This window comes from Pseudoalteromonas sp. AS71 (assembly GCF_038900275.1).
Taxonomy (GTDB): domain Bacteria; phylum Pseudomonadota; class Gammaproteobacteria; order Enterobacterales; family Alteromonadaceae; genus Pseudoalteromonas.
Genome location: NZ_JBBMQZ010000001.1, coordinates 361,543 through 384,543, shown reverse-complemented (window position 1 = coordinate 384,543; position 23,001 = coordinate 361,543). Strand labels below are relative to the sequence as shown.

Here is a 23,001-nt window from a genome sequence, read left to right as displayed (position 1 = left end):
AAAATAACTCTTAAAAATACCAAGCTGGCATAACAACTACTGGCAAGTCTAACTCAAAGCGTCTCAAAATAGCATTAACTTCTTGCGCTTTTGTTTGGTTAGCTACACAAATTCGTACTCCCCAATTAAGTGGTACTTGCTCTTTTATCAAAAATTCCGCCATACGTTTTTCTAGCCTTTGTGTATATCGAGGGTTAGTAGGCACTGCATGAAAAAATTTACAATATCCATCTAAACTAGGCTGTTCAGTTAGAAGTTCCCAGTCAATTAATGTATGTAATTGTTTTAAGTCCGTACTTGGTTTGCTATACGCAATAGTCGCATTTCGATCAAAAAATATATACTCACGCATACCTGAGCGATAAGCTTCCTCGATTGTTAATTCGAAATAAATAATATCTGTTTGACTATACTTACATCCCTCTACTCGCCCATTATGAATTGCAGATAACATTGGTGAACGTGGTGCAAAATAAAAAGGCACATAATCATGAATACTTCCACCAGGAGGGTTAATCACCTTTTTGTTAGCACGAGTGCTTTGCGCGCCTTTATGTGCAATATTATTGTATGTAATACCTAATCCAGTTGACTTCGTTTTACTCCACAATGCTTCGTGCTGACAAATCATCGACAAGTTATCAATCGCAGTAATATGAAATATTCGTACAGGTCTAGGCATGGTCATAAACGATTTGTCCTTTTAAAAGGGTTCTTTTATCGGCATGTATTTTATCCGCAGGTTCTAGCAAACCTATTGCATCAGTGAAATACCGCAGTCCAGCCCATTGGTTATAGCAGCCAATTATATAAACTCGCTTTTTAGCTCTTGTAACAGCAACATTGAGTAAATTAGGTTTACTAGCAGCCCACTTAGCAGCCCCTGCACTATCAGTTGCACCTAAAACAAAAATTACTAATTCTTCTTCTTTACCTTGGAACGTATGAACAGTTCCTACACGCCCAACTAGCCAAGTTTTAAACTCGGACTCACTAAATTGCTGGTGTGAAAAATGTTTATTGAGGTATTTAATCACGCCCTTTTTAACATTCGAAAATGGCGAAATGATATAGCAGTCAGGTAAATGATCTTCTCTATTGATGAAATCATAAAGCATTGAGAGTACATATTCAGCTTGCTCAGGGACAAAATGTTTACTCTGCTCTGCTCCACTAACGTCAAACCAGCTACTAGGGCCCCATATAAATGACTCTGTCTCAGCTATATCATCTAAACCATGAATCATTTTATTGTTATAAGCTATTTGATTTGATATTGAAAACATAGGATCACTACAACGACGATGCACACGCAAAGGGCTACCCAGCCATTTATCATATGCTATTTGCGAAGTTCCGTAAGGGTTTACTCTATCGGCAAGTTCCTGCACTGAAGTCAAAGAGGGCGACCAGTCAAGCCAATCATCTTGTAATAAACGCTCTCCCAAAAATTCAACTATGTCTGGCGGTATAGTAAATACAGGCTCAATTTGTAGTGGATCGCCAACAACTACAGCACGTTTTGCTCGTAATAATGCCCCAACGGCTAGCTGCGGTGCGGCTTGGCCAGACTCATCGATAAATAACCAACCTATATCACCTTGCCCAAAGCTTGAAAACTGATTCGTTACCGATGCAAACGCAGAAGAGACTACCGGACAGATCATAAAAAACAATTGCCACATTAATTTCGCATCGTCTGATTTAGTAATTTTGTCTTGCAATAAATCAGGGAGTTTATTGAGAGTTTGACTCAGGCCATTATTGTAACTCGCCACTAGCCAAGCTTCATGCAGGTTAAAAGCTGCAATCGTTAATTCAGAGCGAAGTTTATTAAGTGCTTGACTGTGCCCAAACGCCTTGCGCTGGTGGACTGTTGTATCTAAGTCATCGTTAGCTGATACAAACATCACATCAGGATGAAGCGCCAGAATTTCTTTACACGCACTCTCCTCAGCATGTACTTTAGCTTCGAGTGTTACTACTTGGATTTTTAAAGCTTCAAAAGCTCTCTTTCTTTGTTCAACTCGTAAACAGAATACACTATATAACACCCTTAGTTTACAGCTTTTAAAGATACGATAATGCCACCAAGGCAAACATTTCTGATGAAGCTTTGATGCAAAAAAATGACATTTTTTATAGCTGACTTCACCCTCTAAGCACTTTTGCTTTAGTTGCTCTAAACTATGCTTTAACCCAGTAAGCGCCTCTAAACGATGTAAATCTGCTATCGCTTTATTTACCGCCTTTTCCGCTTTTACATATAGCTGTTGTGCATCTTTAAATAATGTTTCAGGTTCGCCTTTTTGGCTTAATAATTTAATACCATCAACCAAAGTTGTATAGCTTTTAGAGACCTCATCGGTCTGCATCTTATCTGTTTTATCGAAGAACACTTTATTCGTGAAGCGCTTTCTATTGCCACTATTTCCTAATGCAGCTGCAATCATGCCCCAACAGTTATCTTTTTCTTCAAGACCTATTAAACGTTTTTGTTTTATTTCAACATCGGCTGCTACTTTTTGAGCCACTGATTGAAGATAGGTTAAGCAATTAAACTCATTCCCTAGCGCCTTAATTTGAGGCAGCTCCTTCGTGATATTTTCAACAGCATTATTGTTGCTAGAAACAACAACCATTTCAAAACCGGTGAGTGCAGGTTTCAGTACTTGTATTGAAGAGGCCTCATCACCTATTTTTATTTTCTTTGTTTTAGAAAATGCACCTTTAGCGCTTTTTAATCGAGACAGCACTTTTGCGCGCTTTACAATATTAGCCGCAATAATATCTCGCAGCATAGTTGTTTTACCAGTACCTGGCGGACCGTTCACTGAATATAAGCCACCAGCTTTTATATGTTCACTAGCTGTATTTATCGAAAACTGCTGCATTAAACTCATAGTATGCTTAGCACTATCAGGCCATCGCCCTAAGGGCGTATAATCATGAGAAAGCTTTTGTTTAATGATACTCTCGCCTGATTTACTCAATAAATCTGCATAATAGTTAGGTTTATTAAGTAAATATGAATACAACGGAGAACTAGTATCTAGCTCATTCTTTTCAACCAATTTGATAGAACGGGCTATATCTTCAATAAAAAAACTATTGAGTATAGGTACATCATTTTCATTAGTGGAAGAATCAAGCTGCTCGACAGATTCTGCGGCTACTTCCTCAACATCCGAGCTATCTTCTTTTAATAAATCAGTAAGTTTACGTAACTTTTCTAAGGCAGCATCAGAAATCAATTTTGAACTTTCAGGGGCGGGCTCCCTGGGTGCTTTGTTTAATTGCACTATTAAGGAATAACATGTTTGATCTGGTTTGAATCCCGCCCACTGGGACAAAAACTTTAAGATTTCAAATAGCTCAAAATGGGTAAATGCATCACTTATATTCGTTTCGTGTTTGATGTTACTAGCTAACTGATGAATTTTTTTTAATTTATCAGAAAAGCCCTCTACATCCTGGTCAAAGTCACTTTTTCGCAGACTATCTATTTCACCCTTTAACAATTTCCCTAAAGCCCATGGCGCAGTAGACATTTCAAGAGAGTCGAGCTTAAGTTCCGCTTGTGCATTTAGTTTAATTTTAGCACAGCAAGTAATACCGCCATCATCACGTCGCTGTTCCCAGTCCTCCTCTTTTTGTAAATTTATGGAGTGATTATCGGCTAAACCTTTAAAGTACTCTTTTGTCTGCTGTGCAAACTCGTTACGATTAAAAATGCCAATATAAAGAGTATAGCTATATGCTTTATTCGGATGATAATCTTTACCAGCCAAACGAATTTGCTGACGGTTAAACCAAGGCAAACTATTTGGATCGTTTTTTAAATCACTTGCTGTGTATTGTAAAAAACCATCATCAGCGCCTGGTAGCATATTTTTTAAATCAAAGGTATTAAAAAACTCAGTTTGCAGCCAAAACTGCAGAACCTTTAATGCATGGTTTTTATCAAAATTCATTAAATAGAAGATCCTTTTCATTTTTTATTACTGGCCCATCTAAAGTATCTGAAATGATATTTCTATCAATAAGTTTCAAAACCGACCCATCAATATCAAAAGGTAATACTTTGAGTGTAAGCCCATTATCAAAAATAAAATCAGGCAAAGGTTTTAAAAACTTAGCTGTCATAGGGTAGATCAGCCAAATCACTGCGGGCTCTAATTCACCCTTCTGGTAAGTTTGGTTATAGGCCAGCATCTGGTATATATCGCCCTCACTTATTCCATACTTTTTTTTAGGTAAGTTTTCATCAATCACCTTCCACTTAGTATCACCAATAATTAATTTATTTTCCGCTTGAATATGCAAGTCAGGCCTTAATTTGAAAAGCTTACCATTTTTAGTGCGTTTTTTATTATCACTAGGCGTATGGCTTATTAAATATTGACTGCGAGTTTGTGTTTTAATGTCATATTCTTTGAATTGTTTTTTTAAACAAATTGGTACGTAATCCTCAAATACGCGTTCCATCGGAAATAATATAGACAACATACTTTTAGAACCGTTTATCGATGTAGGGCTTTGATCTTTAAAAATCATCTCGATCCACGGCCTAATCGCTTCATAGTGAGACAAATGCCTGCCCCGTTGCCAAGCATTGAGATCCTGCCACATAGCTTTTGAGCTTGTTACTTCTTCAAAATGAAATAGTAACTCCCTGCAAAGATGTTGCGTTTTTGCTGTCACGCGCTTGAGCGACCAGAGCAAAGCACTTTTAATTAAACGGTTTTCAGGGCGATTAGTAGTCAGCTCATCAAAGGCTATAAAGTGATGGTGTTTATTAACTAAGTTATGCCTGATTTGCTGGCTAACCAGTATTCTACCTTTAATAAAAGGCTCATTACTCTCGTGCGTTTCATACTGCCTTGCAACACCACGCTTAATTAATAAGCTTACTTCTTGCAAAAACAATTGTATGAATACATCAAGTAACGGCATTTTAGCCATATCTAACGATGCATCGTCAGCAACCTTACCTGGTAAATACTGTGTTGCCTTTAACATCTTTATGAGGTTAGAGCGATTACTATCAATACCACTTTCATCACTCTCACTATTTACGCTTTTTCGATGTGTTTTAGGCAATATTTCAATTTGGTCGCCGCAAGGTAAGCAAATTACACCAACGTAGTTTTGGCAAACTAATACCTCTTGTCGCTTTTCAAATCCATATCTAAATAACTTATCATGGTCTGCCTCACTGCAAGTTAACAGCTGTTTGAGCGCTTCAAATTGAGAGTGCTCTAGGTCTAAATGATCACCCTCATATTTAGTAATATTACTTTTATACAAGCGAGAAAACTCATAAACAGACCATGTACGCATAAACCTTCCTTAGTTTTGCTCTTGTTCAGAAAAAAGCGCGGCAAAATTTTTGTCATCAATACCTTGATAAACAGCTGTATAGTTTTCAATCTCGTCAAAAGCTTTACGGTCTACAAAGTAAGACTTCGCTGCATACTCATCAGAGTCACCAAGCCAAGTTGTATGAGCATCTTTGAGCTCTGAAACAAATCTGTTGCCGTTAAATACTTGCTTAATTTTGTCCCAATCTTCAAAAAAGTATTCTTCCAGTAGCGGTATAATATTAGTGATAAATACTTGTTTAAGATCCGCTAAGTTACTAACTTTCATTAATAAAGCATGGCCAATAATGTGCTCTCTATCTAATAAAAGTTCTATCCGTTTGTTAATAGTAAATAAGAGCTTTCTTACATCAATACCATCTACATCACTTTTTAATAATTTGTATTTAGTTCTTAGTTCTATGAATTCAAAGCGGCGTCTTAACGCAATATCTATATGAGTTAAAGAGCGGTCAGCCGTGTTCATAGTACCAATAATATCGAGGTTGCTAGGTACCGAAAAAGGTAAGTTTGAGTATGGCAAAGTAACTGTAAGTGAATGTTCTTCACCAGCCCGTTTATCTATTTCAATAAGACTTATCAACTCACCAAATATCTTACTAATATTGCCTCGGTTAATTTCATCAATCACTAGTGCATACTGATGGTTGGCGTCAGCTTCCGCACGTTTACATAGGCGCTTTAAAATACCAGGCTTTACAACGTAGCTAATATCGCCATCATCATTAGTAACTGGCCTTAAACCTTCAATAAACTCCTCATACCCATACGATTGATGAAAGGTCACAAATTCAAAGCGCTTTATTTCTTTTTCGACAGGGGGACCTGCCTTAAGCTCATTTAGTAGCTCTTTATAGCCCACTAATAGCTCATCACCCTTATTAACTATAAACCAATTACTCTTTTCAGTTTTATCAAAAATTAAAGGTTCAGTTCGCTTTTCATACTTTATAGTTTTAGACTCTCTGATCGCATGGACTTGCAATGCAGACCAAGCAGTTTGACGGAACTGTGCAGTTCTGCCATTAAGCGCTAACTTCTTTGTAAAATACTCATGATTCACAATATCTGTTACAGATAAATCGTTATCTGCAGCCAACAAAATAAGCGTAATAATTTCAAACCAACTTAAATCGTTTAATTTACTATTTAACCAAACACCTAGCTCTTCAGAAGTTCCTGTTCCTGTATATTTTTCTTTTAAACGTTTTTGAAGAGTATATGTTTTACCAGTACCTGGTGGGCCGAAGTAAATAACGTTCTTGCTCATTTTAACTTCCTTTAATCTGCCGTTCGGAGAAGAAACAGGTTTTCCCTCTGAATTTTTCGTTAGCTCTCTATTTTTAGAGTAGCCAGCAGGCAGCAACCCTATACCATCATAAGGAGGCCATTTTGCTAAAAAATTCGCGCCATAACTTTCATTTTTAATATCATTATAATCAATCTTTTCTAGATCAAACGGCTCTTTTCCATACTCACTTTTTACGCTTGGAGAAGTGTAACTAACCGTATAACTACTTTTAGAATAGGCGATTTTTACAAACCCCTGTGTTGCAATTTTTTTTCTCTTCTTTTTTCTACCAGCTTTCAATGGTGATCTTTTATTATCTGTAAAAAACCAATCAAAACCCTTTTTATGAAGTGTATATATAAATTTTGCTAGCTCATTCCTATGCTTTTCATTTTGAATAACTTCGACAAACTCTTTCTGACCAATAAAGTGGATAAAAAAATCAGCAACTTTAAAATCTAATAGCTTTTTTAGTGCTGCTCTAGCGGCACCATTATAAGTATTTCCAACTTCTTCTTTATTACCATTAACTTTATATATGTCATATAAATCAATTAAAGCAGGTATTTCTAAGTTAAATACTTTACTGCCGTAATCTTCCTCAATACGATTTAAGCCTGATAAATAGTTATCTGCCGAATTATCAGAAACAGGCTTAACCTCAAATGGCTTACTGAGCCCCTCAAGGAGACGTTTTCTAAAATCATTCATTTTTATTTTCCTTAATCTTAGAGAGTATTATTGTGCATTTCCATCAGCCAACCCAACATACCTTCAGAGTTAAGTAGTCCGTGGCAAAGTATTGAATACCAGTTATTACATGTACCTGTTTGTTCGTCGTATCTTTCTAAGCAATCTTTAAGAGCCTCAATAACGTCTACTTCTGTAACTTGCTTTCGCCTTGGTAGTGTTTGTATGACATTGGATGGTTTTATTTTTAATTTACCTAGCTGCCTCTTTAACCAACTTTCAACTCCAGATTTTATAACAATGTTGTAAGTATGAAATTTGATTGATGCTATTTCAGGATGTTCGGGGCTTATAAATATCAGCTTCAAATCAAAAAATTTAAAATTATTACGGGGTATTATTTTGCAACTCAGTAGTCTGTCAGATAGAAATTGATCATAGTATGGATGCAAAACCCTTGCCTGAGTAGCTGCGTCACCTTTTAAAGCGGAACCTCGCTTTAAATTACAGTCACACGCAGGCACTAAGTTTTTTGAAAAAATAGACCAAACCTGATAATCGGCTTTTGGTAAAAGATGATCCTTTGTAAACGGCTTAAACCCACCACACATAGGGCATACATCAGGCGATGAATTAGTAATTTTGTCAAAATAATCTATAGAGCCTGGCGGGGATGAATAATGAGAAAGTAGTCCTGCTTTTAACTTTTCACAAATTATAGGGCTTGTGATTAACCAAGGATTTCCACAATTAGTGTCATAGTCTTTATAAGCCTGAACAACTAACTCCTTCTGCCTACTCAGCTCTGGGTATGATGTTAGGTGTAGCTTATCATTCTCTGCTAACTTATCTAAATGACTTAGATCCCTCACTGTCTCTGGAGTCAGCTTTTTCAATGTTCAAGTTCCTCAAACCTAGCTTTTAAATCCATCAAAGCACCAAGCGATAATTCTTCTCCTAGATCCTTCTCAACATCTTCAAAGCTTTTATGCTTAACTTTTTCAAAAATTTTATCGGTTAAACGGTTTTCAATGTCCTCATCAAAAACGAATTGTGAAATGGATTCTATATCAGCACCAAAAGTTCTTAACCTAGGCGTGGATATATTAATAACGCCTTCACTATTAGCTGAAAAAATATGGACCTGCTCACGCCCAACCTCTCGAACAAAATAGGGTGAGTGTGTGGCTATAACAGCATAAGAACCAGTATGCTCTAAAATATAATCTAGCAATTCAATAAACTCACCCATAAAGTTAGGGTGCATATGTGTTTCAGGCTCATCTAAGACTATAAGAGTTCCATTTTCAATATATAAGCAACACTGTAGGGCAAACTGGAAAAATGTTAATTGACCGCTACTCAATGGAAAGAAACTATCATTTATTTTAATTAATACCTGCTTACTTGTTTGAATATTTTCATTAATTATTAAGCCTTGCTCATAAAAGCCACTTGTTATTCCAAGCCTTTCTAGTGGGTGATATTGCTCTTCATCAGCTTTAATATACAATAAGCCTACATCAATAACTTTTGATATTGCTCTCTTAAATATATCAATTCTATACTCATCTCTAATCAAGTCTTCACTTCTTGATAGCTGAGCAAGCAGTGGTCCTATATAGTTTCTTTCTTTCGCAGGAACATTATTATTTAAGTTAATTTTGCGATAATAAGTTTTCTGATTGTTCGCATATTCACCAGGAAAAGTTGTACTAGCTTCACCTGGGCTTACAAGTGCAATCAGACGATTCAACATTAATTTAGCTTCATCATGATTAATATCATTAAGCTTTGTAGAACTTGGCTCTTCTCTTTGTAAAATAGCTCGACATAGCTTGTTAAGCGTTAAACTTTTACCTAGTCCATTTTTACCTATTAAAACATTAATTCTATGTGGGATAATTGGATTTGAATTAACTCCAAAACGGAATTTAATTTTATGCTCATTTTCAAAACCACCTAATTGAAATTGAAGATCAAATTGATTGCTTATCGCTGAGTAATTTTCAAACTCTACTCCAGCCAAAAGGGTTTCAGCGTTATGGAAAGCAAAGAAAGCTTCCGAATTTCTCATAAAAGCTCTTCTAAAAACCGCTAACTGCGTTATTTTTTTATATTTATACTGCGCTTCAATAGACTTATCTTGCCCAAGAAATACTATATTATTCAATGAATATAGAAAACGTTGAGCTTCTTCTACCCCCAATTCCTTTATAACTTTGCGATATTCTTGCATATTCGGAAAGTGGGTAAAAAAATCAAACTGAACACCATTTGATTTATACATTAAAGCTTTATCAATGCTACCTAATAGCTCATATTGCTCGTTATCTAAGGCGTTTAACTCAGACTCCGTCTCTACCTTAGGAATAAACCCAATAAGTAAATCGCCTTCAATTGGTACAGCACTCTCTTTAGACTGAGCTTTATATTTAGCATTTATCAAATAACTAAAGTCATTCCAGCTACTTGATTGTTGTATTAAGATCATTCCTGCTAAAGGGTTTGGTAAGTTCACATTATTAGGAAACAGAGTAACGTTATATGAGTTAGATTCCATCTTATGATGCCTGTTCGACTAAGGCGTCGGTGAGATGGAGCTTAGTAGTTTGTGCGTCGTTTAAACGCGCTTTGAGTTGATCGCAGAGTGCCATTAATTCATTGACTTTAGTGACTATGCGGTGTTGTTCTTCGAGTGGAGGGATTGGTAGCTTTAATCGCTTTAACTTACTCGCTTTAATTCCCCCAGCGGCAGAGCCTGTTTCATTATCTTTAACAGACTTTTGAAACTGGCTCGATGTTAATGCAATGCGAAAATACTCAGGGCTGAAGTCTGAAAAACGCTGTAGACATATAGTTCGTTGTGCCAAGGCAAATTTGTAATCTAGATCAACTTGTGCAACAAAACCCATTGTGTGGCCTTCAGTAATGAACAACACGTCTCTCTTTTGAGGCAAACCTCTAACCATCCATTGCTCATATAATTCTTCAGATACATACTCAACAGGCTCATTTTTTATAAATCCATTTCGGATATTTTTTGCTGTGATAATTCGTATACCACTCGATGACTTTTTAGGGTTTTTACCTCTGTAATCGATAAACCTACAAATGTCTTGTAACTCTGCCGATAACCAACCTTCCGCTAGTAACCAATCACAGTTTTCAGTAATAATTGAGTCTGTAGAAACTGACTTTTTGATTTTTTTATCTTTAATCAGTTGGGCTTTTTCTGCTGCGATGCGCTCAAGGAGTTTGCCGGCGGGTTCATCAACAGGGTTTTGTGGAACGAGTTTGCCCATTACAGCTAGTTGTAAAATGGTTTGCTTTAGCGTGTCGATACTGGCGGTGGTGGTGAATAGCGTGTCGAAGTGCTCGCTTAAGCGTTGCCAGTTTTGTTGGAACTGTACTGTGGCTTGTTCGGATGTTGCGTTTTGCTCTGGCGCTTGCAGCAAGGCCTCTAACAGCACTTCAATTAAAGTTTGGTGTGCCGCAATACTATTTTCAGTTTGCGCCTCAAGCGCATCACACAAGCCCATTAACTCATCGACTTTAGTAACGATGCGTCGTTGCTCATCCAATGGTGGGATTATAAGTAGCATTTGCGATAGTTTCCCTAAGTATATCCCCTTTTGAGCAGTGCCCTTTGCGTGTTTATCAAAGTACCTCATACAAATAGGAGATATAAATTGATTACATATAAACTCAGGGATTAAATCTGTACTAATAACAGCAACACTTCTTTGCAATACGAACTTAGGTGCCATTGACGGTACAACTGCCGAGCGCCCTATTGAACCGACGATAGTGAGTAGAACATCATTTTCTTGAACTAGGGTTCTAGAGTGTTCCTTATCATAATTTTCTTGATCTACGTACCTCGAAGGATTTGCAAAATCGATTTTGCCATAATTTACGTTTTGCCCACTTAACATAGGGTATCCTTCCCCGTTATTTCTAGAAGGATTATGAGAGCCATCCGTCAGCTTTTTTGCTATCTCGCCTAACCTCGACCACTCCCATCTTTTCGGCAATTCAAATGGTTTTTCATCTTCATTAATCTCTGGCAGTTTTTTTGGCTTTTTAATTTTCTTATCTATAACTAACTGTGCTTTTTCAGCGGCTATTCGCTCAAGCAGTACTGAGGCAGGTTCGTCGGTTGGATCTTGTGGCACTAATTTGCCACGTACGGCGAGCTCTAAAATAAGTTCGCGGAGTTTTTTTATGCCGTGAAGTGAAAACTTTTTAGATGAGCCTCGACCTGCTGACGATTTTTGCTCAATGGCGGTCGTCCAAATATCAAGATGCTCGGTGATTAACTGCTCACCGTTTGTGCTTGGTGTTTTTGAGTCAGCCACTACTTGCCCTCAACATCTTTAGAAAGCGCTGCTGACAATATACCTTTAAGCTGATCGCGCAGTGCTTGTATGTCGGCTTGCTGCTTTGAGTAGTCAGCTAATAGCTCTTGTGGGTCGTGGCTGATTACTTCGCCTACATGCGGGTTTTTAATGTCGAGATTGTAGTTACGGGCAATAATATCGTCGATTGATACTTTCCATGCTTGCTCTGTTTCAGTTCGGCTTGCAAAGCCATCTGCTTCTTTGCCCCACCATTCGAGCTCCGTTTTGAACTCTTCAAACTTCATTGGTTTGGTTTTGTTGTAATTTTTTACACCGGCTGGGTACGGGTGCTCGTAAAACCACACGTCTTTTGTTGGTGTGCCTTTGGTAAAAAACAGTATGTTGGTTTTAATGCTTGTGTACGGGGCAAATACGCCATTAGGTAAGCGTATTATGGTATGTAAGTTACATTCCTCTACCAATAGCTTTTTAATTTTAGTTTTAACGCCTTCACCAAACAAGGTGCCATCTGGCAATACTACCGCAGCGCGACCTTTAGTGTTGAGCACTTCTATAATGAGCTGTAAGAACAAGTCGGCTGTTTCGCGGGTTTGCATGTCGCTTGGGAAGTTTTTTTCGATGCCGTCTTCTTCAGTGCCGCCAAATGGTGGGTTAGTGATGATTACATCTACTTGGTCATCCCAGCTTGAAAGCGGTTTATTTAGGGTATTGCCGTGTTTAACTTGTACCGGTACCTCAATGCCGTGAAGCATCATATTGGTAGTACACAATAAGTGCGGAAGTTGTTTTTTTTCTACGCCGTGTATTTGCTTTTGAAGTATTTGGTGGTCGTCGCCCGATTTAACATAGTTTGCTTTTACATGGTCGAACGCACACGCTAAAAAGCCGCCGGTACCACACGCCGGGTCCATGATTGACTCCCCTAGTTTTGGGTCGGTTACTGCCACTATAAATTTAGTAATGGCGCGCGGGGTATAAAATTCGCCCGCGTTACCTGCGCTTTGTAAGTCTTTTAGTATTTGCTCGTACAAGTCGCCAAATAAGTGGCGCTCTTTTGAGTCGGTAAAGTCTATTTCGTTTAGCTTATTAATAACCTGGCGCAGTAGCGTGCCGTTTTTCATGTAGTTAAAAGCATCGCTAAAGGCCTCTTTAACTACATAGCCGCGTGGATTTTTATCTATCGGTGCGGTTAGGTTTTTAAGCTCTGGGAATAGCTTGTCGTTTACAAACTCTAAGAGCTCATCGCCGGTTATGCCTTCGTTATCGGCCGCCCAATTGCGCCATAAAAATTGCTCGGGGATTGGCTCGCGGTAATCGTCTAATTCAAGCTCTAGCTCTTCTTCTTGCGCGTCGAACACTTTTAAAAAAAGTAACCACGACATTTGGCCAAGGCGTTGTGCGTCGCCATCGACACCGGCGTCTTTACGCATAATATCTTGAATGGATTTAATAGCTGAACTGATAGACATAGTATTCTCTTGTTTGATTATTTTTATAAACAGCGGCTAAAAGCGACTATGAAAGCTGTTTACTTTAAATGGGTTAATATTTGCTGACGCTAATACATAGCATCAGCAAACATAACTTTAGGCTGTTTTAGGCACTGGCATTTGGTAAATTTCGGCCTCGAGCTCTTTAAGTGCTTGCTCATATTGTGGTTTGCCACCAAAGCCTTTTTTTACTATTTCACTTAGACTGCCAATTTCGTTAAATGGCGCCACTTTAAGTGCTTGCATAGATTCTATTTCTTGCACGCCTACATCGGCGTATTTTAACAGAAGGTTTTCAAGTACGATGTGTGCGGTACCCGAATATTTAGTAAAATAGTTACGCTTTTGTACGTTATCTGCGCGCTCTTTACGGGTAAGTGGTGGTTGGTCGTAAACTACATGGCAGATCATATCAAATGGGTCCATGTCTTTGCCTACTTCTTCCTCAAGCGCTGACCAAATAATCCCTTCTTCGGAAAGCTCGTCGATGATTGCTTGTTTGCGATCTGACTCGTTCCAACGCTTTACAAAGTCGTCAAGTGAACTGAACTGCTTGCTCATGGTTTTACGGGTGTAATCTATAAATGACTCGGTAACGAGTTTACCGTCGGTATCGTAATACTGTACTCGCTCTGCCACTTTATTAACGGTAACACCTGATACGCGGTACTTAACCATTTTGTTAGTTTCGTCGTCCCATTCGCCATCAAGCGTGCCATCGCCTTTAGGGTCGTTAATTGTGTCGTTATTGGCATCGGTTGTATCGTCAGCGGTTGATTGATCATCGAATACGCTATCAGTCTGCTCGACACCGGTTGTATCTTCTTGTGATTCAAGATCAACGTCTTCGTCTTCAATGTCGATGGGCGTTACCTTAATTACTTTTTCTGGCGTGCCATCAAAGCGTTCATCGGCAAACAACTCGGTGGCTTTTTTAAAGTCGAGTATGGTAAACCATAGCTTGCCGTAGCGGTCGTCAATACGGGTACCACGACCAATGATTTGTTTAAACTTGGTCATTGATTGTATGTTTTGATCAAGCACTACTAACTTACAAGTTTTAGCGTCTACTCCTGTGGTCATAAGCTCTGAGGTGGTAGCAATGACTGGGTATGGGCGTTTAGGGTTTATAAAGTTGTCGAGCTGGCCTTTACCTAGTTCGTCATCGCCAGTGATTTTCATCACGTATTTGTCGTTTTTTGCCATTTGCTCTGGGTTTAAGTTGGCAATGGCACGGCGCATACGTTCGGCGTGATCTATGTCGTTACAAAACACGATGGTTTTAGCCATAGGGTCTGTACGTTTTAAATAGTTGGTAATGGTTTCGGCCACCAGCTGTGTTCGCTCGTCAATTACCATTGTGCGGTCAAAGTCTTTTTGGTTGTATATGCGGTCTTGTATTACTTCACCGTTATTATCAACCTGCCCTTTTGTTGGTCGCCAGCCTTGTAGGTCTACATCAAGATCGACACGTACCACTTTGTATGGCGCTAAAAAGCCATCTTCAATACCTTCTTTTAGAGAGTATGTATAGGCTGGGTCGCCAAAGTAGTCTGAGTTTGATACTTCTTCGGTTTCTTTGGGTGTTGCGGTTAAGCCAACTTGAGCAGCACCTTTAAAGTAAGTGAGTATTTCACGCCAAGCGCTATCTTCACTTGCGCTACCACGGTGGCACTCGTCAATAATTATTAGATCGAAAAAGTCTGGGTCAACCTGCTTAAAGGCTTTTTGAGACTCTTCTGGTCCTGTTAGTGCTTGGTAAAGTGCTAAATGTATTTCGTAAGCTGGGTCGATTGTTCTGCCGGTAATTTTGGTCATTGAAGTACCAAACGGCTGAAAGTCATTTATACGAGTTTGATCAACCAATATGTTTCGGTCGGCTAAAAATAATATGCGTTTTTTAGCGCGTGACTTCCATAAGCGCCAAATGATTTGAAACGCGGTATAAGTTTTACCGGTTCCTGTTGCCATGACGAGGAGCACGCGGTCTTTACCTGACGATATAGCCTCTACTGTTTTATTAATTGCTTGAAGCTGATAGTAACGCGGGTGTTTGCCGCTGCCATCGTCATAATAGGCTTGGTTTATTATAGGTAGTTGCGATTCTGTATAGCCCTTGTAGGCACAGTATTTTGTCCACAGTTCTTGAGGTGATGGGAAGTCTTCTAAGCGTATTTCGGTTTCAAGGTTATGCGCATCAGGCGTGCCACTTTCATTTGAAATTAAGGTGGTTTTATCGTGGAATATAAAGCCATCACCATTAGAGGCAAATACAAAAGGCACATCAAGTAAGTTGGCGTAATCGAGGGCTTGTTGCATGCCCTTACCTACTTCATGCTTATTGGCTTTAGCCTCAATTACAGCAAGCGGCATACTGGGTTTATGGTAAAGTACTATGTCAGCCGATTTAACCGTTTTACGTACACCAAGTTGCCCACGGACGATTACTTTACCGTCACGTAGTTTAACCTCTTGGCGTATTTGGGTTATGTCGTCCCACCCTGCGGTTTTAACTGCGGGTAGAATAAACTTGCTGATTATATCGGTTTCGCTGAGCTTTCTTTTATCCATAACTTAAACTATCCCTAAATACTACGCTATGAGTGCGCACAACTCGTTGATTCAACGCGTTTCATGCTATTTAGTGATGCTATATAAAATAGGGTAAATAAGCAAAAATAAAAGGTAGAACAAATCGTTTATTTAGTGCTAACTTTGTTCTTCTATGTAAACAAACCACTATACTTACATAGCCTAAGGAAAAGATGTGTTCCATATTTGTTCCGCACTGTTCCGTTTAACTCTAACCAAATTCGCTTATAAATTCGCAGCTACCTACAATTTAATATTTCGTAGCTTTTAGTTGGCAATTTATAGCTGGTGATGACATTTTATATACCATCAAATGTTTTGAAATGTTTTGATTTTAGAAAGTTTTGAAGAACCGGCAAACCAAAGTAAATTTAAGTTTGCCTAGGTACTACTTCATGGAGTCTTAGCTACACTAAATGTTTAGGTATCTAGCTCTCCGTAATCAGCTAACCACTCAGCATTAGTTTGGTCCTGTGGCTTTGCTTTCTTACCCTCTTTTAGTGATGCTATAGGGGGAAAGGTATTACCTCTTACCGCATCACCTTGATTACTTATATCGTAGTTATTAGAACCCGTAGTAGTTAATGCCCGTGGTTCATTATGCACGTAGCTATCAATACACGTAGTTTGATCTTTCGCTACGCCTTGCCATGTATGGTTATTGAATGATTCCTTGCCACTACCGGATGCCACTTCACTTTGCCCCCTTGAACTGCCACATGTGGATGCCGCTAGAATGCCACTGCCTAGCCCCCTATTTGCCACTGATATGCCACCGCTAAATGCCTCAAGTATTTGCTCATGTGTAATATTTGCTAAGCAAAGTGTTTGAGTATCTAGCTTACTACCTTTACTAACTTCAGCTTGCCAAACATAGTTTTTCATTATGCTTATCTTCTTATAAAGCTCGCTGGGCCTTCTAGGTTTTGGTAAGTTAGATCGATTCCAAAACTTTAATAGCGCTCCTTTAGCTGGTGGATTAAAACGCTTACCAGTTAAGCGTCCGTGCTTTGTTTTGCGGTTCAGCGATACATTAAATATTGTGAAGTAATCTTCATGGGTGTGTAGATCAATAAAACTCATTGTTAGGCCATCAAACCTATTTGAGTATCGTCCCACTGTAAATTCTAAGAACTGATATATTGGTTGCTGAACCACATCACAAACCTGCTTAAGCAAATAGCCTTGGTTGCTATACAACCAACCATCTGGCACCGGCCTGCCACTCTTGGGGATAATATTTAATTGACCGTTAGCGATGCTAATAACGTCACCACGGTTAATTAAATCATTAAGCTTAACCATATAACCTCCTAATTCCCCAGGAGGTGCTTTATTGGTTTTAAAAACTCACCTTTTTGTTCTGGCGTAAATTCAGCTAATTTGCGATGAATACGGCTTTTTTTTATAGCTTTAATGATAATTTCAGCAATATCTAATGAGCTATAGCTATATTTATAATGACTACCGATACCATCTGAATTTGGTGTTTTTTCGCGAGTAAATGTAAAGCCATAGCTACGCTCAAGATCTGTAAAGTAGTTTCTCCCACTCGATAAACCAGCATTACGTAAAATATCTAATTCAGTTGCGCCCTTTGGGTGAGCTAGAATGTATAAATTAGCGCGCTCTGTTTTAGACTGTGAATTTTTAGGGGCAAGATTAGCGGCTTTAATTCCGCTGAAAGCACTCATTATAGTGCCTCTTTGTGGTGTTTAAAATTAGGTAGGTTTGTAAGCCATTGCTGAACGTCGCTTTCAAGCCAACCCACCGAATTTAAACCTAACTGCTTTCTGATAGGAAATATCCCAGCTCTCTCTTTACGCCAAATAGTTGCGCGACTTAAGCCTGTAAGTTCTGTTACTTCTTGAATACGTAATATTTTATTGCTCATTGTAATTCGCCTTGTTGTTTAATAGTTCAAGGCGATTATTCCTGATTCAAAAAAATGAACGAGAGTGATTTAAAAGTATTTTTTCTCAGTGAAAAAATAAATATGAAAAACTACCTGAAAAATTAAATTTAAAATTCTCCGGTAATATTGGTAAGTGATAAATTGTCACATAATAGTGTATTTAGTAATTTACTTACCTTTGCATTACCACCTGATAAATCTTCACTGCCAATTACTTCCCCAAAAGGATATACACAGGATGCAAGAACTCGTTTGGGTATCACGCTATCAATTTGACCTTCCCATATCATAAGATCTAGTAATGGTATTATTTTATAAGCTTTAATCTTTGAGACTTCTGAAGATTTAATAAATCGTTTTTCTGGCTCAGGAACTTCCATTTTTTCTCGCCATTTAGGCAAGTGTCCCTTTAATGAAGCTATTATCTCGTCATCTGTGTGTGAGCTCAGGTCTATCTCACAAGCAACTACGTCGTCATTAAATATTTTGGAAATTGAACTGTAGAGCGTATCATCTTTGAAGTAACTAAATTCTTTATCCTTTTTATAAATGCCTTTAATTTCTATCTTTTTGTTATATTCAATGATTTGAAGTATTTCTATTGGTGATATGGCCTCATCATAACTCAACACATCATCTAATAGATGCTCATTAGACTGATAGTTTTTTTGCTCATCTTCTGGGAGAGTCTTTATATAGTTATTAAAGTCTTCATCTTCATCTGAAAACTTTTTCTCTAATAAAGCATTAGTATTGGGCTTACCACTTAATATTCCTTTCCAATAACAACTAAGTAGCTCAATTTCCATCAAAATCGTATCTCGGTTATTGTAAAGCTCTCTTCGCCTTGAAAATTCATTTAATAAATCAATATCACTTAGTTCAGATATATAGTTATAATTTTCAATTCTGAACCAAGGTATATCTTTTGTTGAGTCTATCCGTTTCAAAGTCATCTCCTTAAATTACTTTTAAATACTGACTACCAGTAACAGAATAATTACCTTTACTAGCTTCTTCAATGTGTTCAGACCACCAGCACATCATTTTACGTCTGCGTTCTAAATAATCAGTTCGATTATAAGCAGCGCGCACTTTATTACTGTCTACATGCGCCAAAGCAGCTTCTATAACATCAGGATCAAACCCTTGCTCGTTTAACGACGTACTTGCAAGCGCTCGTAAACCGTGCGCAGTTTGTTTACCTATTAACCCCATACGTCTAAATGCTGCGCCCAATGTTTCACGACTAGCATGTGTTCTAGGATCTTTATCCGCAGGGAATATAAACTCTCGATGAGCACTAATAGGCTTAAGATATTCGAGTATAGCTAATGCTTGCGGGGTGAGTGGTACCGCGTGGGATTTACGCTTTTTCATTCGTTCGGCTGAAATATTCCATAGCTTATTTTCGAAGTCTATTTCATGCCAAGCTGTGCCAGCTGCTTCTCCTGGACGAACCATAGTATGTAGTTGCCATTCAAATAAACATCGCGTCATTAACTTAATACTCGCGTTATTCACTATACTAATAAGTTTAGGAAGCTCTTGTGGAGTGAAACTAGCCATACTTTCATGGGTAGCTGAGTCGAATGCTTTATTGATGCCACTTAAGTTATTAGATTGTATTCGTCCAGTATTTATAGCAAATTCCATCACCTCGTTAATCCTACGGCATATACGCCCAAGTATATCTAGCTTATCAGCTGCGGCTAAAGGCTTTAATGTCTCAATAGTTTGTTGTGCCGATAGCTTACTTATAGGTACCTTGCCCAAATAAGGGAAAAGATGAAGCTCAAAACCTCTGCGTAAATTAAAAGCATACTTCGCAGTTACCTTTGGCTCTTTGAGGGCTATCCACTCTCTAACTACTGCCTCAAACGTATTTTTAGCTTCAGCAGCCTTATCATTATTAAATGCCTCTTTATGCTCTTTGGGATCTATATCTTTTGCTAATAGAGCCCTAGCCTCGCCTCGGCTTTTTCGAGCATCAAATAAAGTTACATCTGGGTACATACCAAAACTAATCTGGGCTCTTTTTTTTGTATAAGGTTTGGAGTATGTGAACAACCACATTTTTGATCCATTGGGTTTAACTCGTAAAGCAAGACCTTTGCCATCAGCCAAAAGATATTCTTTATCTTTTGGTTTAGCTTTTTTGATTTGCGTGTCATTTAATGGGGTAACTAATTTAGGCATCTAACGCTCCACTGTCGAACGGGCAACCAACGCTTATAAAGCAAAAAAATATAAAAATCTTAATTCTTTCTATAATTTTCATTTGGTTACGGTTTAATGTTACACCGAAAGTACAAAATATGATCGGTGTAACATCCAGTGTAACTAAAAAATTGCACTATGGCGATACCTCCTGAAACAGAGTGAAAGCTAAAAGCCTTTATTTTAATGGGTTTCAAGAGTTTTTTGGTACAACGTGAAGTGGTATGAAATGTGTTTTTGGTAGCCCCTGCAAGAATCGAACTTGCAACTGCCCCTTAGGAGGGGGCCGTTATATCCATTTAACTAAGAGGCCACAAATAAGCTGTGTGCTTAGAGATGTGAATTATAACGGCATCTGGTTTTTTATATCAAGCAACAACTGAACTTAATTGCTTGATAAGTATATATCTTCTTTATTTAGTACATAAATTGGGATTAGTTTTCGACTACTCGCGACGATTTTTTTTGTATGCGCGTTAATTACACGTGTATTTACAACAACAGCATCATTGCGATAAATTAATGTACCCGCTAATACATGGCTCGCCATTTGCTCTTCGCTAAGCTTTTCAATATCGCGCGAAAAAGCAAAATCACCACGGCTATTTACATCTATTGTTTGGGTTGTTTTAAAATCAACCACGCCATAACCAAACTTTTGTAACTGATGAATTAACGTTTCAGAAATTTGATTGCCCAATTGATTACTCTTAGTAAGCGATGAATCAAGATCGACCAAGGTAGTAACGGCAATATTAATATTGGTGTCGGTATCACTTTCAAACTCAAGCGTATCAACCAAATCAAGCGCCATTTGCTCTACATAGTTCACAAGTGTTTTATGGTGCTGAAGTGGTGTAAATTGATTACCGTTAGCATCGTCTTGAGTTGATTTTTGCTCGGCTGTTTTAAGCATACTTGCTAGGTCATAATTTACTTGTGTGGTTGAAGACGTATTAATTTCAGCACTTTCACTATTTTGAGTAAAGGCACAACCAGTTAAATTAGCTAAAGCAAAAAAAACGATAAAGCGGTTAAATAATTTACTATACATAATTATCTCACTTGCTTGCTTGTTTTAACATTATGCCATCAGTGCGATAGCTACTATTAAGCGCATCAACAACCGACTGTGGAATAAACCCCTGTGCAGAACCTACTACGGCCTTACTTTCTAGCCCAACAATACGTGCATTAACAAGTACACCACCTTGATGGTTTACAAGCGTACCGGCAAGTACATATTTAAAGTTTTGATCTTGATTTAGCTCTAAATAGTCGCGACTAAATACAAAGTCGCCTGTTGAGGTAACACGCATATAATCAGTTGTTTTAAAATCAATAACGGGTACACCAAAGCTGTGTAATTCATGCATGAAGCTTTCTGCAATTTGGTTCCCTAGTAAGCTACCATCGTTGTAGTCTTCATCTAAAAAAACAAAACTCGAAACAGCTAACGGTGTTTGTTCACTTACGTACTGTAAGTTTTCAACCATGTCTTGCATTATGCCGCGCACATAATGGTTAATATTTTTGCGCATTGGCGGTGTTGCTTTTGTGTAGTTATCCTGTGGAGCCATTCCTGACTGAAATAAGTTATCGTCAGAAACAGGCGCTGCAACGTCGCGTTGGTTACTCACCAGTTGGTTGCTTTGCTCACTTTGTGGTGTTGTGGTGTCTGTATTCATTGTGCCTAGTATTTGAGAGCAACCAAAGCCCAGTGGTAAGCATAATGTAATTAATAGGTTTTTCATTTTGTGCTCCAAATTAGTATTCGCTTCGGTATAAAAGTCCGTCACGCTGCTGAATTTTCTCATTGCCCCACATTACATTAATTGGGATCTCGGTACTTCCCGCAGAGAGCACCTGTTTATTTTCTATATTCACAAGCCGTGCATTAACTATGTATGCATGCTGCTGGCGAGTCACTGTGCCTGTGATAACTAAGTCAATATTTTGGCGATTACGTAATTTACTTAAATCGCGACTTAAAATACTGTCTGAGTTTTCTGATAAAGAGAGGTTATTCCCAAGTCTGTACTCAACGGTGTGATAACCCAGTTGAGTAAATTGTGTAAGCAGACTTTCTTGGATCTGCTGACTTAAGCCTGAGGCCTGCCCTGTCACTAATTTTGTATCTAGTGCATCTGCATAAAAGAAGCTACTAACGCCAACACGTGCATTAGCATTTAATGCTCCGTTTAGGTGGTTAAGTTGCGACGTTAAATTAACTACATAGTCATTAACCGTAAAAGGAGCCATGGCTGCTTTAGGTGCATCTGTAGGCACACTTGGTTCTGGCGGCGGCACCAAGTTACAAGCAGCTAAATTTAAAAATAATAAAGGCAGTAAAAGGCGCATAATTGCCATCCTCTTCAAAACATACTGAGGATGAAGCAATTTGTATGCCGACTTAGCTATTGTGCGATAAAGGGCTGATCTACGTAATAGCTAACTAAACAATTTATATTTTGGCTCTTTAATTTTTGACAGTCAGCCATAGCGTTTTTTTTGTCTATGTATGCGCCTAGCTTTAAACGGTTATACATAACTCCTTTTACATTTATTGTTTCAACATTCATCACAAAGTTATCGTCTAGTAAGCTAGGAAGCTTTTTTTGTAGCTGCCTAAAAGCTAAAGAGAGTTGTTCTTTTTGCGTTATTGAAAGCACTTGTAAAGCAAATTTAGGATCAACTGGTTTTTTTAATTGTAAATTGGAGCGATTAATTGTGTTGGTATGAACGATTTCTGCTTTTATTACGGGTGCGTTTTTCTGCTCATTTTCTTTTGCAATTGTATTGAGTTGCGATATTAGTAAGCTTAAGTCTTCTTCAATAAGTAATAAACGCGCAAGTTCTGGCTTCATATTTTGCCACTGCTGGGAGCTCATTTTTAGAGTTTCAAGTTCCTGCTTTGTTATTTTTACGTAGCTTTTTTCGTCAGTTATGTTGGTCTGAGTAGCACTCTCATCAATTGCTTTATTATTCGCACAACCATAACTTAGCAACATTGCACTGATTAAAAATATATATTGAACTCTTTTCATCCTAATTC

Annotated in this window: 18 protein-coding genes and 1 tRNA gene; all 19 read right to left on the bottom strand. The window is 38.2% G+C overall.

Annotated features, from left to right (window positions below; translation table 11 throughout):
• Window positions 1–10 precede the first annotated feature (10 nt).
• Window positions 11–688: a DUF4433 domain-containing protein gene (locus tag WNY98_RS01850; RefSeq protein WP_342876960.1), complete on the bottom strand. Its 678-nt coding sequence runs from the start codon at window positions 686–688 to the stop codon at window positions 11–13.
• Window positions 675–3,974 carry an ATP-binding protein gene (locus tag WNY98_RS01845; protein ID WP_342876959.1) on the bottom strand — a complete coding sequence of 1,100 codons (3,300 nt, stop codon included), beginning with the start codon at window positions 3,972–3,974 and terminating at the stop codon, window positions 675–677. The genes WNY98_RS01850 and WNY98_RS01845 overlap by 14 nt, the downstream gene beginning before the upstream one ends.
• On the bottom strand, window positions 3,964–5,310 hold the full coding sequence (locus tag WNY98_RS01840) for an McrC family protein (RefSeq protein WP_342876958.1): 1,347 nt from the start codon (window positions 5,308–5,310) through the stop codon (window positions 3,964–3,966). The genes WNY98_RS01845 and WNY98_RS01840 overlap by 11 nt, the downstream gene beginning before the upstream one ends.
• Window positions 5,311–5,352: 42 nt before the next feature.
• Window positions 5,353–7,386 carry an AAA family ATPase gene (locus WNY98_RS01835; protein ID WP_342876957.1) on the bottom strand — a complete coding sequence of 678 codons (2,034 nt, stop codon included), beginning with the start codon at window positions 7,384–7,386 and terminating at the stop codon, window positions 5,353–5,355.
• A gap of 17 nt (window positions 7,387–7,403) precedes the next feature.
• Window positions 7,404–8,261 (bottom strand): hypothetical protein, encoded by an 858-nt coding sequence (locus tag WNY98_RS01830; RefSeq protein ID WP_342876956.1) that lies wholly within the window; start codon window positions 8,259–8,261, stop codon window positions 7,404–7,406.
• Complete coding sequence (locus WNY98_RS01825; RefSeq protein WP_342876955.1) at window positions 8,258–9,928, bottom strand: AAA family ATPase; 1,671 nt, start codon at window positions 9,926–9,928, stop codon at window positions 8,258–8,260. The genes WNY98_RS01830 and WNY98_RS01825 overlap by 4 nt, the downstream gene beginning before the upstream one ends.
• Before the next feature lies 1 nt (window position 9,929).
• Window positions 9,930–11,726: a restriction endonuclease subunit S gene (locus tag WNY98_RS01820; RefSeq protein ID WP_342876954.1), complete on the bottom strand. Its 1,797-nt coding sequence runs from the start codon at window positions 11,724–11,726 to the stop codon at window positions 9,930–9,932.
• Window positions 11,726–13,198 carry an N-6 DNA methylase gene (locus WNY98_RS01815; protein ID WP_342876953.1) on the bottom strand — a complete coding sequence of 491 codons (1,473 nt, stop codon included), beginning with the start codon at window positions 13,196–13,198 and terminating at the stop codon, window positions 11,726–11,728. Before WNY98_RS01815 ends, WNY98_RS01820 begins: the two co-directional genes overlap by 1 nt.
• 117 nt (window positions 13,199–13,315) lie before the next feature.
• On the bottom strand, window positions 13,316–15,790 hold the full coding sequence (locus WNY98_RS01810) for a DEAD/DEAH box helicase family protein (RefSeq protein ID WP_342876952.1): 2,475 nt from the start codon (window positions 15,788–15,790) through the stop codon (window positions 13,316–13,318).
• A gap of 441 nt (window positions 15,791–16,231) precedes the next feature.
• A complete protein-coding gene (locus WNY98_RS01805; RefSeq protein WP_342876951.1) occupies window positions 16,232–17,116 on the bottom strand; it encodes a hypothetical protein in 885 nt (294 codons plus the stop codon).
• A gap of 8 nt (window positions 17,117–17,124) precedes the next feature.
• Window positions 17,125–17,505, bottom strand: a complete 381-nt coding sequence (locus WNY98_RS01800; RefSeq protein WP_342876950.1) for a hypothetical protein — start codon at window positions 17,503–17,505, stop codon at window positions 17,125–17,127.
• Window positions 17,505–17,705 (bottom strand): AlpA family phage regulatory protein, encoded by a 201-nt coding sequence (locus WNY98_RS01795; RefSeq protein ID WP_342876949.1) that lies wholly within the window; start codon window positions 17,703–17,705, stop codon window positions 17,505–17,507. Before WNY98_RS01795 ends, WNY98_RS01800 begins: the two co-directional genes overlap by 1 nt.
• A gap of 128 nt (window positions 17,706–17,833) precedes the next feature.
• The gene (locus WNY98_RS01790; RefSeq protein ID WP_342876948.1) at window positions 17,834–18,676 is read right to left on the bottom strand and encodes a DUF6387 family protein; all 843 of its coding nucleotides are present in this window, start codon (window positions 18,674–18,676) and stop codon (window positions 17,834–17,836) included.
• Between the two features lie 10 nt (window positions 18,677–18,686).
• Window positions 18,687–19,925 (bottom strand): integrase domain-containing protein, encoded by a 1,239-nt coding sequence (locus WNY98_RS01785; RefSeq protein ID WP_342876947.1) that lies wholly within the window; start codon window positions 19,923–19,925, stop codon window positions 18,687–18,689.
• A gap of 259 nt (window positions 19,926–20,184) precedes the next feature.
• Window positions 20,185–20,259: transfer RNA gene (locus tag WNY98_RS01780), tRNA-Arg, on the bottom strand.
• Window positions 20,260–20,331: 72 nt separating this feature from the next.
• Window positions 20,332–21,000, bottom strand: coding sequence for a FlgO family outer membrane protein (locus WNY98_RS01775; RefSeq protein WP_342876946.1), 669 nt, complete (start codon window positions 20,998–21,000; stop codon window positions 20,332–20,334).
• A gap of 7 nt (window positions 21,001–21,007) precedes the next feature.
• Window positions 21,008–21,700: a FlgO family outer membrane protein gene (locus WNY98_RS01770; RefSeq protein WP_024598733.1), complete on the bottom strand. Its 693-nt coding sequence runs from the start codon at window positions 21,698–21,700 to the stop codon at window positions 21,008–21,010.
• Between the two features lie 13 nt (window positions 21,701–21,713).
• Window positions 21,714–22,307 carry a FlgO family outer membrane protein gene (locus tag WNY98_RS01765; protein ID WP_007583140.1) on the bottom strand — a complete coding sequence of 198 codons (594 nt, stop codon included), beginning with the start codon at window positions 22,305–22,307 and terminating at the stop codon, window positions 21,714–21,716.
• A gap of 56 nt (window positions 22,308–22,363) precedes the next feature.
• Entirely contained in the window at window positions 22,364–22,993 is a 630-nt protein-coding gene (locus WNY98_RS01760; protein ID WP_342876945.1) for an SPOR domain-containing protein, read from the bottom strand.
• Window positions 22,994–23,001 lie beyond the last annotated feature (8 nt).

Excerpts from the sequence above, each read along its gene's own strand:
- WNY98_RS01850 (WP_342876960.1), bottom strand. The coding sequence starts at position 688 with ATGACCATGCCTAGACCTGTACGAATATTTCATATTACTGCGATTGAT.
- WNY98_RS01815 (WP_342876953.1), bottom strand. The coding sequence starts at position 13,198 with ATGTCTATCAGTTCAGCTATTAAATCCATTCAAGATATTATGCGTAAA.
- WNY98_RS01835 (WP_342876957.1), bottom strand. The coding sequence starts at position 7,386 with ATGAATGATTTTAGAAAACGTCTCCTTGAGGGGCTCAGTAAGCCATTT.
- WNY98_RS01845 (WP_342876959.1), bottom strand. The coding sequence starts at position 3,974 with ATGAATTTTGATAAAAACCATGCATTAAAGGTTCTGCAGTTTTGGCTG.
- WNY98_RS01785 (WP_342876947.1), bottom strand. The coding sequence starts at position 19,925 with ATGCCTAAATTAGTTACCCCATTAAATGACACGCAAATCAAAAAAGCT.
- WNY98_RS01775 (WP_342876946.1), bottom strand. The coding sequence starts at position 21,000 with ATGTATAGTAAATTATTTAACCGCTTTATCGTTTTTTTTGCTTTAGCT.
- WNY98_RS01760 (WP_342876945.1), bottom strand. The coding sequence starts at position 22,993 with ATGAAAAGAGTTCAATATATATTTTTAATCAGTGCAATGTTGCTAAGT.
- WNY98_RS01825 (WP_342876955.1), bottom strand. The coding sequence starts at position 9,928 with ATGGAATCTAACTCATATAACGTTACTCTGTTTCCTAATAATGTGAAC.
- WNY98_RS01765 (WP_007583140.1), bottom strand. The coding sequence starts at position 22,307 with ATGCGCCTTTTACTGCCTTTATTATTTTTAAATTTAGCTGCTTGTAAC.
- WNY98_RS01805 (WP_342876951.1), bottom strand. The coding sequence starts at position 17,116 with ATGGTTAAGCTTAATGATTTAATTAACCGTGGTGACGTTATTAGCATC.
- WNY98_RS01770 (WP_024598733.1), bottom strand. The coding sequence starts at position 21,700 with ATGAAAAACCTATTAATTACATTATGCTTACCACTGGGCTTTGGTTGC.
- WNY98_RS01800 (WP_342876950.1), bottom strand. The coding sequence starts at position 17,505 with ATGAGTGCTTTCAGCGGAATTAAAGCCGCTAATCTTGCCCCTAAAAAT.
- WNY98_RS01795 (WP_342876949.1), bottom strand. The coding sequence starts at position 17,705 with ATGAGCAATAAAATATTACGTATTCAAGAAGTAACAGAACTTACAGGC.
- WNY98_RS01810 (WP_342876952.1), bottom strand. The coding sequence starts at position 15,790 with ATGGATAAAAGAAAGCTCAGCGAAACCGATATAATCAGCAAGTTTATT.